Source organism: Absiella sp. AM09-50 (assembly GCF_003433845.1).
Classification (GTDB): Bacteria; Bacillota_I; Bacilli_A; order Erysipelotrichales; family Erysipelotrichaceae; genus Hoskinsella; species Hoskinsella hominis.
Window position 1 is genome coordinate 341,821 of the sequence record NZ_QVFI01000001.1, and the last position, 14,455, is coordinate 356,275.

12 protein-coding genes are annotated in these 14,455 nt (G+C 35.3%); 7 read left to right on the plus strand and 5 right to left on the minus strand.

Going from position 1 to position 14,455, the window contains the following annotated elements; all coding sequences use genetic code 11:
- Window positions 1-29 precede the first annotated feature (29 nt).
- Complete coding sequence (locus DW114_RS01715) at window positions 30-1,343, plus strand: MFS transporter (RefSeq protein WP_117451777.1); 1,314 nt, start codon at window positions 30-32, stop codon at window positions 1,341-1,343.
- 36 nt (window positions 1,344-1,379) lie between these two features.
- On the opposite strand, the gene DW114_RS01720 is transcribed toward DW114_RS01715, so the two are convergent.
- The 3 genes from DW114_RS01720 to DW114_RS01730 all read right to left on the minus strand — a co-directional run bounded on the left by DW114_RS01720 (window position 1,380) and on the right by DW114_RS01730 (window position 5,128).
- On the minus strand, window positions 1,380-2,570 hold the full coding sequence (locus tag DW114_RS01720) for a serpin family protein (protein WP_158552193.1): 1,191 nt from the start codon (window positions 2,568-2,570) through the stop codon (window positions 1,380-1,382).
- A gap of 37 nt (window positions 2,571-2,607) precedes the next feature.
- A complete protein-coding gene (locus DW114_RS01725; protein WP_117451781.1) occupies window positions 2,608-3,141 on the minus strand; it encodes an adenylate kinase in 534 nt (177 codons plus the stop codon).
- A gap of 64 nt (window positions 3,142-3,205) precedes the next feature.
- Entirely contained in the window at window positions 3,206-5,128 is a 1,923-nt protein-coding gene (locus tag DW114_RS01730; protein ID WP_117451783.1) for an aconitate hydratase, read from the minus strand.
- Between the two features lie 141 nt (window positions 5,129-5,269).
- Between DW114_RS01730 and DW114_RS01735 the strand changes: the two genes are divergently transcribed.
- Window positions 5,270-6,604: a citrate synthase gene (locus DW114_RS01735; protein WP_117451785.1), complete on the plus strand. Its 1,335-nt coding sequence runs from the start codon at window positions 5,270-5,272 to the stop codon at window positions 6,602-6,604.
- 2 nt (window positions 6,605-6,606) lie between these two features.
- Entirely contained in the window at window positions 6,607-7,608 is a 1,002-nt protein-coding gene (locus DW114_RS01740) for an isocitrate/isopropylmalate dehydrogenase family protein (protein WP_117451787.1), read from the plus strand.
- 73 nt (window positions 7,609-7,681) lie between these two features.
- Here DW114_RS01740 and DW114_RS01745 read toward each other — a convergent pair whose 3' ends face one another.
- Both DW114_RS01745 and proB read right to left on the minus strand, forming a co-directional pair.
- A complete protein-coding gene (locus tag DW114_RS01745) occupies window positions 7,682-8,926 on the minus strand; it encodes a glutamate-5-semialdehyde dehydrogenase (RefSeq protein WP_117451789.1) in 1,245 nt (414 codons plus the stop codon).
- Window positions 8,913-9,716, minus strand: a complete 804-nt coding sequence (gene proB / locus DW114_RS01750) for a glutamate 5-kinase (protein WP_117451791.1) — start codon at window positions 9,714-9,716, stop codon at window positions 8,913-8,915. The genes DW114_RS01745 and proB overlap by 14 nt, the downstream gene beginning before the upstream one ends.
- 184 nt (window positions 9,717-9,900) lie before the next feature.
- Between proB and htpG the strand changes: the two genes are divergently transcribed.
- From htpG to rlmD, 4 genes are all read left to right on the plus strand, one after another.
- Window positions 9,901-11,838: a molecular chaperone HtpG gene (gene htpG, locus DW114_RS01755; protein WP_117451793.1), complete on the plus strand. Its 1,938-nt coding sequence runs from the start codon at window positions 9,901-9,903 to the stop codon at window positions 11,836-11,838.
- 283 nt (window positions 11,839-12,121) lie between these two features.
- Complete coding sequence (locus DW114_RS01760) at window positions 12,122-12,361, plus strand: hypothetical protein (RefSeq protein ID WP_117451795.1); 240 nt, start codon at window positions 12,122-12,124, stop codon at window positions 12,359-12,361.
- A gap of 58 nt (window positions 12,362-12,419) precedes the next feature.
- Window positions 12,420-13,031, plus strand: a complete 612-nt coding sequence (locus DW114_RS01765) for an HAD family hydrolase (RefSeq protein WP_117451797.1) — start codon at window positions 12,420-12,422, stop codon at window positions 13,029-13,031.
- Window positions 13,025-14,383: a 23S rRNA (uracil(1939)-C(5))-methyltransferase RlmD gene (rlmD, locus tag DW114_RS01770; RefSeq protein WP_117451799.1), complete on the plus strand. Its 1,359-nt coding sequence runs from the start codon at window positions 13,025-13,027 to the stop codon at window positions 14,381-14,383. The genes DW114_RS01765 and rlmD overlap by 7 nt, the downstream gene beginning before the upstream one ends.
- Window positions 14,384-14,455: the final 72 nt, after the last annotated feature.

Sequence of the window (14,455 nt, forward strand, 5' to 3'; positions counted from 1 at the left end):
AATGAAAGAAAGTAAAGAGAGGATTCATTATGTTATTAAAACTTTTAGAGAGAATGGGTTTCACAAAAGAAGAGGGAAGCTGGATTCTATATGATGTAGGAAACAGCGCACAGGTATTAACGACATGTACCGTTATTTTTCCATTGTTGATTGCGAAAATCACACCGGGTGACAGCAGCGTCTATGTTGGATGGGCAAATGCAGTATATGCGATTATTCTGGCACTTATTTCACCAGTGCTGGGAACGATGGCAGATTATAAAGATACGAAAATGAAAATGTTTAAGTTCTTCCTGTTTATTGGTATTGCGGGAGGATTTGGTCTGGCGTTGCCATTTATTGATTATAAAACAGCGATTGTTGTATTCGTCATTGCCATGCTGGGATACAATGGCTCTATCATTTTCTATGATGCATTTATTGTAGATGTGTGCGATGATGAGCGAGTGGATAAAGTGTCTGCGGCAGGCTATGCATGGGGATATATTGGCAGTGTGTTGCCTTTCTTGATCTTTGTGATTCCATTTGCGGCAGTAACCTTATTTGGAGATACGAATGGTGATTTGGTATTAGGCGGATTCACATTGACCTATCGTGTCGCATGTGGTATTACAATGGGACTTGCGGTATTATGGTGGTTATTTTATTCTTTGCCAATTATGAAGAATGTAAAACAAACACATTATCATGAACCTGTACCACATGTTGTGAAAGAATCATTTTCACACTTATATCATACATTCCGCGATGTTAAGAAAAATAAAAATATTTTCCTGTTTTGTATTTCTTATTTCTTTTATATCGATTGTGTAAATACCGTTATTAAAATGGCTGTATCACTTGCAAGTGAAATGGGAATTGATGATACTATGAGTCTTGTGGTTGTAATCTTGATTAATATTGTGGCTTGTCCTGCATCTATTTTCTTTGGCAGACTGGTTGGCAGATTTGGTTCTAAGAAGATGATTTATTCTGGCATTATCGGATATACAGGCGTTGTTTTATGTGGTGCGATGATTAAGACATATCCATCCTTTATCTGGGCAGTAGCATTGTTGGTTGGGTTGTTTCAGGGTGGTATTCAATCTGTATCAAGAAGTTATTTCGCAAAGCTGATTCCTGATAAAGCAGACAGTAATGAATTCTTTGGATTCTTCTCTGTATTCTCAAAATTCTCTGCGATTTTAGGTCCAATTGCAGTATCTGTGATTATCATGATTACAGGGGAAACACGTTATGGAATACTTGGATTGATACCAATGATGTTGCTTGGTGCACTGGTATTGGCATTTGTAAAAGATCCGGAAAGTGAACAAAAGTTTCATAAAAAGAAGATAAAATAAAGGAAAGGATTGGCGTGATCACCAATCCTTTTTTGACTATGCTGTTGGATTTTCGATATAACCAATGAATAAAGGGGTACCCTGAGCGGAAACAATTGTATATAGGAAAGGTCTGTTAAACTGGATATCAACACTTTCCATAAAAGCACTACCGGTTTTCATTTCGATTTCACTATAAGCCGCAGCCTCAATACCTTCTTCATTGACCGCTAGATAGGTTCCCTGATGCATATCATCAAGATAAAGCGGTTCATGATCATTTTTAGAAAGAAATTGTGCATCTGTTTTTGATAAAGCACGATTTACGCCCATAGAAGAAAGCATATTGGTTAAAGAATAATCCTGTTTTAGCGTAAATGAAGGAAGTGAAATATTTAACATTTTCGTATCATTCGTTTCATAGAATTGAGAAATCCATGCTGGATCTTTTAAAATATCTAAAGGATTTTGATGTTCCTTTGGTAAAAACAACAACATTTGTCCACCTTTTTCAAGTGGTAGATTGATTGCTTCATAGTTTTCTTTATCCATATAGTATCCGGATCGACTGGTATGCATGAAGGACGTCTGAATTTGTTTTTGATTAGAAGTTGTAAAAGTATCTGTTTTTGTGTTCTTTTTATCAAAAGGAGTATCCCAACGATCCTGTAAATATAAAGTATTGAAGTAAATAATTGCAGTATTCTTAGAAACTGGCTGCTGGAAGGTAAGCTTTTTATTGGTATTTGATTGTATCCATCTGTTGATCTCACTGGTTAATGACGATTTTTTGAAATCCCTTGTGAAGATATCAGATTGATAAAGCGATGATGCATCTTTTAGTTTTTGACTTAGTGTAACATTTTGATCATTCCAGATGGAAGTATTAGACTGAACATTTTGCTGGCTTAAGGTGTTTAGCTCTTTCACAAGCTGTTGATTCAAATCTTGTATATCCCCTTTATAACACAACGCATGTAAAAGCTGTTGCTGGGTTTCATCTATGGCATCATTGCTGCATAAAGCTAAGGCAAGATATGCACTGTAAGGGGAATACAACAGATTTTGATCCTGTTGCCATAGTCTGGAAAAACTGGATATAGAAAAAGCATTCAGACTGTCTGGTAATGATGTATGCATGGTTTCTTCAATATACACCTTATTGTTTGTCGGTTTATTTGGTGTTGTACAACCAATGCATAAAGATAAGCAAAGTGGTATCATGAGTAATTTAGATTTATGTTTCATAAACATTCTCCTCTCTACTAATGATACCTTAGGATACTTATTTTTGTTTCAAAAAAGCAAAATTATTTTCAATATCTATAGCATAGGTGTTATCTATCAGAATATAAGGCAAATGATACTGTTTACAGCTTTGTAGATGATTGAGATTATCTTTAATCAATGCATCGATATCCAATGCTTCCTCCTTACGTTGTTCTATACAATTCGCATATTGAAAGATCTCTTTTTGGTGTTGCTCGATATACGATTTAGAAAAAATCAGGCAACAGTAATGAATTTTTTTTCTTTCCTCTTCTGTAAAATCCTTCTGCCAGTCAAAGGGGATGTAACAGCCCTCTATGATGAAATGCTGATTGTTTTCAATCGCGGTTAGAATGATTTCTTTCATAATTGGCCAAAGATATGAAGTTAATGCTTTATCATCTTCAACACAAATATCACTTATATGTGCACGGATTAATCCCATTTTGATATGATCAATAGAATAATAAGGGATGTGGTAGGTTTCCAAAAGTTTTTGCGCAAGTTTGGTTTTGCCACAATGTGTCGCACCGCCCAACAATAGAATCATGTTATCACCTCTTATGTTCATGATAGCATAAGGCATGAAAAAAAGCACTCGAAAGTGCTTTATGTTACTTTTGATTCTGACGAATTAGATTTAATGTTCCACCAGCTTTGATGGTATCAATATCCAACTGTGTTAGATTATGTTCTACCTGGAAGGTTTTGCCTTTGGTTACGTTCTGTACAGTGATAGGTGTATTTTCTTTGATATCTAATAAATCAGTTATTTTTAAGGTATCCATTTCATCAATATCATTATAATCTTTTTCATTAACGAAAGTGAATGGAATGATACCAAAGTTAATCAGATTTGCACGATGAATTCTTGCGAAGCTTTTTGCGATAACAGCTTTAATACCCAGATACATAGGCGCAAGTGCCGCATGTTCACGAGAACTTCCCTGGCCATAATTGCTGCCTGCCACAATGAATCCACCATCATTCGCGATACAATCATCATGGAAGCTTGCTTTCACATTCATAAAGATGAATTCAGAAATCTTTTCAATATTAGAACGATAAGGCAATACTTTTGCGCCTGCTGGTGCAATGTGATCGGTTGTGATATTATCATCTACTTTGATCATGACTTTCTTTGTGATTGTGTTTTTTAATGGTGTATTGATAGGTAATGGCTTGATATTTGGTCCACGAACAACTTCTGTTTCCGCAGATAATTCCATATCCGGTTCAATGATCATAGAATCATCAATAGTAAAATATTCAGGATCCTCAGGAATATCAAATTCTAAAACTCTTGGATCTATAATGTATCCGGCAATTGCACTTGCGGCAGCTGTTTCTGGAGAAACCAAACATACTTTAGCACTCAGGGTTCCACTTCTTCCATAGAAGTTACGGTTGAAGGTACGCAAGGATAAAGCGTTGGTGATAGGAGATTGTCCCATACCAATACATGGTCCACATGTTGTTTCCAGGATTCTTGCGCCAGCAGTAATCATGGTAGATAATCCACCATTGCTAGCAAGCATATTCAATACCTGACGAGAACCTGGTGAAATAACAAGAGATACCTCAGGATCAACAGTTTTTCCTTTTAAGATATTGGCAACTGTCATCATGTCACGATAACTAGAGTTTGTACAACTTCCAATGGCAACCTGATCAACTTTCATGCCAAGCACTTCACTGATAGGTAAAACATTATCAGGAGAATGAGGCATTGCAATCATTGGTTCCAATGTATCTAAATCAATTTCATAAGTTTCATCATATACAGCACCTTCATCAGCCTTTAATTCAACATAGTCTTCTTCACGATGCTGTTTCTTTAAGAATTCATAAGTGATTTCATCACTTGGGAATACAGAAGTTGTTGCGCCTAATTCTGCCCCCATGTTAGTAATGGTTGCACGCTGTGGAATACTCAGGTTTTTTACACCATCTCCACTATATTCAATAACTTTTCCAACACCGCCTTTTACACTTAACAGCTGTAACACTTTTAAGATAATGTCTTTAGAACTGACACCACGCTGTAAAGAGCCGTGCAGGATGATATTTACTACTTTTGGCATTGTTAAATGGAATGCTCTTCCTGCCATGGCACAGGCAACATCAAGTCCTCCGGCACCAATTGCCAATGCACCTATACCACCAGCTGTAGGTGTATGAGAATCACTTCCTAATAAAGTTTTTCCAGGTTTTGCGAATCTTTCCAAATGTACCTGATGACAGATACCATTGCCTGGTTTAGAGAATTTTACGCCATGCTTCATAGCGACAGTTTGTAAATATTTGTGGTCATCAGCGTTTTCAAAACCACTCTGCAGTGTGTTATGGTCAACATAACTGATGGATAATTCAGTTTTTACCTGGTCTACCCCCATTGCTTCTAACTGCAGATACGCCATCGTACCAGTTGCATCCTGTGTCAGGGTCTGATCGATATGGATCGCAATTGGTTCTCCTCGATGCATTTCACCTTCCACCAGATGAGCTTTTATAATTTTTTCTGTAATTGTTAGCATATTTTTTCTTCCTTTCCGCTATATTTTTAGTGTACGTGTTTTATTATAACATAAAATCTGAAAATATTTCATTGACTTTATGAAAATTATGATATAATATTGAAAGACATTGAAAAATAAATAAAAAAGGGAGGTACCATCATGAATAAACAGTTAAATTCATTATATAAAAAGTCACTGGAATTTACAGATATCCCCAATGATCTGTTTCGCAAATATGATGTAAAAAAAGGTCTTCGTAATGAAGATGGCACAGGTGTACGTGTCGGATTAACCAAAATTGCCGATGTTGTCGGTTATAAATACGTAGAAGAAGTCAAACGGGATGCCCAGGGGCAGCTGTTTTATCGCGGTATAGAATTACGTGATATCATCCACGGACGTGATTGGAACCGTCCTTATGGATATGAAGAAGTATGCTTTTTACTATTGTTTGGATATTTGCCAAATGGAGAAGAATTACAGACCTTTGTGAAAATCTTACAGGATCATTATGAACTGCCTGGTGATTTTCTTGAAACAAAGTTTTTGCATATGCCAGGTAAAAATCTAATGAATCGATTACAGCAGGCAGTGCTTGCCTTATATGATTATGATGATGCACCAGATGATATCAGTGTAGAAAATACGTTGGAACAGGGGTTAAATATATTAGCGAAACTGCCAAGTATTATCTGTTATGCCTACCAAAGCAAGATGCATTACTATCATAAAGAATCATTAGTTATTCACCAGTGTCAGAAAAATATGTCCATTGCGGAAAACATCCTTTATATGTCCAGAGGAGATCATTCCTTTACGCATCAGGAAGCCCTGGTATTAGATATGATGTTAATTGTACATGCTGATCATGGTGGTGGAAATAACTCTACATTTACCAATGTGGTGATTTCATCAACAGGTACTGACTTTTATTCCAGTATGGTAGGTGCAATCGGGGCATTGAAGGGGCCACGTCATGGTGGTGCAAATTTGAAGGTTTCCGGCATGATGAAAGCAGTCATTGATGAAATTGGATATTGTGAAAATGAAGTAGAGATCAAAGCGTTGATTTATCGTATCATGCATAAACAGTTCTATGATTACAGTGGGCTTGTTTATGGTATGGGACATGCAATCTACACTTTATCCGACCCAAGAAGTGAAGTGCTTCAAGAACATATCGCAAAACTTGCACAGGAAAAAGGTAAAGAAAAAGAATATGCCTTTTATCAGCGTTTTGAACAATGTGCAAAAGAAGTCATTCTGGATGTAAAGGGAATTAATGTTTCCAGCAATGTAGACTTCTATAGTGGCTTTGTATATCAGATGTTAGGGATTCCAGAAGATATGTATACCCCATTGTTTGTATTAGCAAGAACAATAGGATGGTTAGCACACAATATTGAAAACAAGCTGTACGATGGAAGAATCATGCGTCCGGCTACGAAATATGTAGGATCAACAAAAGAATATAAGAAGATGGAGGAGCGATAGAAATGAAAACAATTACTGTATTTAAGGGAGATGGCATAGGACCAGAAATCTGTGATGCGACTTTACAGATACTAAAAGCGGCAAAAGCACCACTTGCATTTGAGTGCTTTGAAGTAGGAGAAGCCGAATATGAGCGCAATGGAAAACTGATTCCTGATGAGGCATATGCTTCATTTGAAAAAAATCGTATTTTATTAAAAGCACCAATCACAACGCCGATTGGAAAAGGGTTTAAATCGTTGAACGTTACTTTACGTAACAAATATGATTTATATGCAAATATTCGTCCCGCAAAAAGCAATACTGCTGTAAAAACACCATTTCCAGATGTAGATATTGTCACATTCCGTGAGAATACAGAGGATTTATATGTTGGTGTAGAAGAAAAAATTGATGAAAACACTGTACATGCGACTAAAATTATCACAAGAAAAGCAAGTGAGCGTATCATTCGTGATGCATTCCAGTATGCAGTAGATCATGGACGTAAAAAGGTTACTTGTGTACATAAAGCGAATATTTTAAAAATGAGCGATGGTATGTTTTTGGATATCTTCCATGAAATCGCAAAAGAATTTCCAACGATTGCATCAGATGATAAAATCGTCGATAACGTTTGTATGCAGTTAGTTATGCGCCCTGAAACTTTTGATATCATGGTCATGCCAAATCTTTATGGGGATATCGTATCAGATTTAACAAGCGGATTGATTGGTGGATTAGGATTACTTCCTAGCTGTAATTTAGGCAGCGATTATGCAATGTTTGAAGCAGTACATGGAAGTGCGCCAGATATCGCCGGAAAGCATATCGCTAATCCTACTGCAATTCTTTGGTCAGCATGTATGATGCTGGAATACTTAGGAGAAGACGCATGTGCCGCTAACATTCGTCAGGCAGTAGATGCTGTTTTACAGGAAGCGAAAGTCTTGACACCTGATTTGCATGGAACTTCCACAACAGAAGAATACCGTGATGCAATCATTGCACATTTACAAGCATAACAAAAACAGAGCAAAATCATGCTCTGTTTTTTCTGCAATATAAAGAAAAGGTACAGGAGAATATCCTGTACCATTATTGTCGTATCTGCCCATTTCCCAAAATGATATATTTTTGGGTTGTTAAGGCTTTTAACCCCATAGGACCTCTTGCATGAAGTTTTTGGGTACTGATACCAATTTCTGCGCCAAGTCCAAATTCAAATCCATCAGAGAATCGTGTAGAAGCGTTGGCATATACGCAGGCACTGTCTACTTCTTTAATAAACTGCTGGATACTGCTGTAGTTTTCAGAAACAATGGTTTCACTGTGATGGGTACTGCAGGTGTTGATATGATCAATCGCTGTTTGTAAAGAATCAACTTTTTTCATGGATATTTCCAAATCAAGATATTCTTTGTGATAGTCATCTTCACTTGCCAATATACAAGTATCATCTAATAAGCATATATCCTGATCAGCGTGAATGATAACATTGTGCACTTTTAATGCATCAATGACTTCCTTTATAAAAGTATCAGGAATATCTTTATGGAACAAGACACTTTCACATGCATTACATACACTGGTACGACTTGTTTTCGCATTAATTATGATGGAAAGGGCATCCTCAAGCTTTGCGTCTTTGTCTACATAAACATGACAGTTTCCTGTCCCAGTTTCTAAAACAGGTACACTGGCATTTTCTACACAGGTCTTAATTAAAGAAGCACCGCCTCTTGGAATCAAAACATCTAAATAATCATTCATACGCATCAGCTGACTGCTGGTTTCTCTTGAAGTATCCTCTAATAATGTGATGATATCAGGATTCATGTTTTGTTTCTCAAGAGCATGACGCATGAGTCTTACCAACACGATATTAGATTGAAGAATATCTTTACTACCCCTTAAAATTACAGCATTTCCAGCTTTTAAACATAAAACTGCAGCATCTACCGTAACATTTGGTCTGGCTTCATAAATCATGCCGACAACACCTAAGGCAACACGCATTTTCCCTATTTGAAGACCATTTGGTGAGGTTTTCATATCTTCGATTTCACCAATAGGATCATTTAATGCTTTCACCTGACGAACACCGACAACAATCTGTGCTAAACGTTCTTTTGTTAAATGCATACGATCAATCAGGCCTTTATTCATGCCACGTTTTTCACCTTCATCCACATCTTTTTGATTAGCAACCATGATTTCATCCATATGCTGTTCAATTTCTTGCGCAATACTTTCTAATACCGCATTCTTTTGTGCAGTAGATGCTTTCATGATATCCTTGCTTGCTGTTTTTACTGCCTTACATAATTCAATGAGTTCCATATGACTCCTCCTTTACATCAAATAATGTTCCTTTATAATTGTCTTCTAATATATCGTATAAAATAGATGGCTGTTTACCATTGGCGATGATCATTGGAATGTTATGCTCACTTGCATATTGTGCCGCATGTAATTTGGTAATCATTCCACCCGTTCCAACATTGCTGGAAGCATCCTCTGCCATAGAAAGTATATGCGAATTGATACCATCTACGACGGGAATTAGTTTTGCATCATCATACTTACTGGGATTTTTATCATATAAACCATCAATATCACTTAAAATCACAAGCAGATCTGCATGTACTAAGTATGCTGTAATCGCAGATAAAGTATCATTATCACCATAAGCAATTTCATCAAATGCAATAGAATCATTTTCATTTACGATAGGAATCACCCCATACTGAAGCAGAGTTTCCATTGTGTTGATTACATTGACACGTGGTGTTTCATTGGCAGTTATCGTTTTTGTGATCAATAGCTGTGAGATTGTCTGTCCATATTGTGAGAAGAATTTATCATAGATAAACATTAATTCACATTGACCAACACTTGCTGCTGCCTGTTTTTCACGCATAAGGGAAGGGCGGGTTTTCATTTTTAATTTACTGGCACCTGCACTGACAGCACCACTACTGACAAGTACTACATCAATTCCTTTATTTTTTATATCACTTAACACCATAGCGAGCTGATCAATTTTTCTTAAATTTAATCCGTTTTCTCTCGTAATCGTGGAAGAACCTACTTTGACAACAATTCGTTTTATATCTTTCATTTCTTTCATTCTTTTACAACCCCTTTGTAAATTGTTTCTTATATTATAGACGAGTTTTTATGAACGGGCAATGATAAATTGGAAAAGGCGAAGTTTTCTATAAAATTTAGCACTAGGGTGTTGACAGTGCTAAGAAAAAGTCCTATACTATTAGCAGACTTATGAAAAGAGTGCTAACAGGAGGTAAATGAACATGGCAAGAAAAAAACAGTTTAAGGCTGAATCAAAACGTCTGTTGGATTTAATGATCAATTCTATCTATACACATAAGGAAATCTTCTTACGTGAGCTGATTTCTAATGCAAGTGATGCAATCGATAAATTATACTATAAATCACTAAGCGAGAATTTAAGTGATATTGATCAGAATGCATTCAAGATCCACCTGGAAATCGATAAAGAAAACCGTACTTTAAGTATTAGTGATAACGGTCTTGGTATGAACAAGGAAGAATTAGAAGAAAACCTTGGTACGATCGCAAAAAGTGGGTCTTTCGCATTTAAACAGGAATTAGAAGAAAAAGATGAAAAAGAAGATGCAGTAGATATCATCGGACAGTTTGGTGTTGGTTTCTATTCTGCATTCATGGTCGCAAACCGTGTAGATGTTGTATCTAAAAAATATGGTGAAGAAACAGCATATATCTGGAGCAGTGATGCAAGTGATGGATATACAATTGAAGAAACAAGCAAAGATGATTGTGGAACAACCATTACTTTATATCTAAAAGATAACACAGATGATGAAAACTATGATGAATATTTAGCGCAGTATGAAATTGAACGTTTGATTAAGAAATACTCTGATTACATCCGTTATCCAATCGAGATGTGGGTAGAAGAACAAAAACGTATAGAACCAGAAGATGGCGAAGAGCAAAAACCAGAAGATGTGAAATATGAAACAGTAAAAGAACTGAAAACATTGAACTCTATGATTCCATTATGGAAGAGAAGTAAAAATGAAATCACAAAAGAAGAATACAACGATTTCTATAAGAGTAAATTCAATGACTTCACAGACCCTCAAAAGACAATTCACTTCTCTGTAGAAGGTAATGTAAGCTTTACTTCCTTGTTATTTATCCCAGGTAAAGCACCTATGAACTATTATTCACAGGATTACAAGAAAGGTTTACAGTTATACAGCCGTGGCGTATTCATCATGGATAATGCGGATGAACTAATTCCAGAACACTTCCGTTTTGTGAAAGGTCTGGTAGATTCTCAGGATTTAAATCTGAATATCTCTCGTGAAATGTTGCAGCATGATCGTCAGTTAAAAGTAATCGCAAATCGTATCGAAAAGAAAATCAAATCTGAACTGTTATTGATGTTGAAGAATGATCGTGAAGAATATGAAAAATTCTGGAATACATTCGGTCTACAGATTAAATTTGGTGTATATAATGGCTTTGGCGCAAATAAAGAATTGTTACAGGATTTATTATTGTTCTACTCCAGCAAGGAACAAAAACTGATTACATTAGATGAATATGTTGCACGTATGGAAGAAGGACAGGAAAACATCTACTTTATGAGTGGAGAAAAGATTGAAAAAATCGATCAGATGCCTGCTGTTCAAAAGGTTAAAGACAAAGGCTATGAAATCCTGTACTTAACTGATAATGTTGATGAATTTGTTTTACAGATTTTAGGCACATTCAAAGAAAAGAACTTCAAAAATATTTCTCAGGGTGATTTAGACTTAGATAGTGAAGAAGAAAAGAAAGAATTAGAAAAGAAAGCTGAAGAAAACAAAGATATGCTGGAAGGCTTAAAAACAGCTTTAGGTGAAAAAGTAAAAGAAGTTAAGATTTCTACACGTTTGGTAGATGATCCAGTATGCTTATCAAGTGATGAAGGTATGTCATTTGAAATGGAAAAAGTATTAAGTGCTATGCCAGAAGGCAATCCTTATGGTATGAAAGCTTCACGTATCCTGGAAATCAATCCAAACCATCCAATCTTTGAAGCATTACAGAAAGTATATGCAGAAGATAAGGATGCAGTAAAAGAATATGCAGACCTGTTATTTGATCAGGCATTATTGATTGAAGGATTCCCAATTGATAATCCAGCTGAATTCTCTAAAAAGATCTGTGAATTCATGGTAAGAGCAACAAAATAATCGTTTTGCATGATGTTGAATGAAGTGGCAGAAAAAGTTTACTGTCACTTCTTTTTTTCGCTTTTCAATTGACTTTTATAGGGGATATAAATTATACTGATATCAGGGCTTTTAAAATACATAATATGGAAATCAGCAGCATTTTGTTTCATAATGTATAAAATATGAGATAGTCCTGTTTACAATAAAATTTAGGTTTATAAGGTATAAAAACGCCGTTTTCTATAAAAAAACGATATATATAAAATAGTATACATTTTTATACAGAAAGGAGAATGTGAATATGAGAGAGGAATTGTTGGAATATATATTCAAACATACTGGTGAAGATTGTTTATCTGATTTACGTATTCCAGCAATCTTTCGGATGCATATCGTATTTGTGATGAAAATTAATGATGACATGTTTCCCGTTAGTGAATGGAATCAGTTAATTGCATATATTTGTAAAGATGGTATAGAAGTTTGTTCTGTAGATGAGGCAAAAGAGAAATTATATCGATGGTCATTAGGAAGAAAGTGAGAAATCACTTTTTTTCATTTACAATTTCTAGTACAATGTATCTGTGAGGTAGATAGATATGATAAAAAATATTATTTTTGATATTGGAAATGTTTTAATGACATTTTCTCCTGTAACGTATTATAAAGAAATTTTTCATGATGAAGCTTTGACAGAAAAGGTATGTCAGGCAATATTTTCACATGATGCATGGTTAAAATATGATCAGGGCGTTTTGTTTATGAAAGACTTATATGAAATATACCATAAAGAATACCCTCAGTATCAAACAGAAATTGATATTATTTTAAAAGACTGGATGAAATTAATGCAGCCAATGGAAATATCTTTTTCACTTATGCAAAGATTAAAAAAGGAAGGATACCATATTTATATTTTATCAAATATCAGTAAAGACAGTGCAGATTATTTAAAAGCAAATCAGCCATTCTTTGATTGGAGTGATGGCTGTGTATTATCTTATGAAGAAAAAATCGTAAAACCGGATACAAGAATCTATCAGATTTTATTAAAACGATATAATTTAAAAGCAGAGGAATGTTTGTTTATTGATGATAATGAAAAAAACATTATCGCCGCAAAAGAAATGGGGATACATGGGATTACATTAGATCAGAGTGATCAAATAGAAACATATGTGAATACATATTTGGAGAAAACAACATGTTAAAAGAAAAGCAAATCGTAAAAGGTAATATTCAATTTATTGATGAAGATGGCAACGGTGTCTTTTATGTAGGAAAAGATAAAGTATTGGTTCGTCATGTGTTTGAAAAGGAACAGGTACAGGCAAGGATACAAAAGCGTATTCAGAAAGGATATGTGGCAGAACTTATTCGTGTCGATCAAAAACATCCGGGAAGAATTAAACCAGCTTGTCCGATATTTGAAAAATGTGGCAGTTGTCATTTGTTACATATGGACGCAAAAGCGCAATCAGATTTTAAGAAGAATCAATTGATTAAGTTGTGTAAAGATGCAAAACTGCCTTTACAAGTTAAAGATATTCTAACAATGGAGGAACCATATCATTATCGTAATAAGATGATTATAGGATTTCAGAAAGATAGAAACAGACATATTCAAGCAGGGTTTTATGAAGAATTTTCGCATAAGATCATCCCTTATAAACGATGTTTGTTGCATCCGGAAATCTGTGATGAAATCGTAGAAGAAATCGTATCCTTGATGGAAAAACTTCGCATTGAACCATATGAAGAAGATAAGCGACGTGGCTTACTTCGTCATGTATTATTACGTTATGGCAAACAAAGTGGTAAAATCATGGTGGTATTGGTAATCAATCAAAATGTGTTCCCCGCAAGAAAGAACTTTGTGAATGCGTTGCTACATAAGTTTCCTAATATCACAACGATTGTACAAAATGTAAATACACGAAAAACAAGTGTTGTGTTAGGTGATCAGGAACGTGTACTGTATGGAAAAGGATATATTGAAGATACACTATGTGGTTTAAAATATCGTATTTCTTCTAAGTCGTTTTATCAAATCAACCATGAACAAACACAGGTATTGTATCAAACAGGCATTGATATGTTGGAACTAACAGGAAATGAAAAGGTTTTGGATGCATATTGTGGCATTGGAACGATTGGTATGAGTATGGCACATAAAGTGAAACAAGTCATTGGTGTAGAAATCAATAAGGATGCAGTGAATGATGCCATTGTGAATGCAAAAATCAATGATGTGAAGAATATTCGATTTATCTGTGATGATGCATCTGCCTATATGAAAAAAGCACAACAGCGTAAGGAACGTTTTGATGTTGTGATTATGGATCCGCCAAGAAGTGGAAGCAATGAACAGTTTCTGTCTGCATTAGTGAATATGAAACCAAAACAGATCTTATATATTTCATGTAATCCGATCACACAGGTTAGGGATATGCAGTATTTGAAGCGTTTTGGCTATGTTGGAGATGCGATGCAAGGAGTGGATATGTTTCCAAATACGAATCATGTAGAGACCATCTGCTTGCTGTCCAAGAAAGCCCAGTAAATCAAAGGAGTACAGAGATTTGGTTCAGATATGATGTTGTGTTTTTATGTTTGGATGGACTGAAATTTGTTT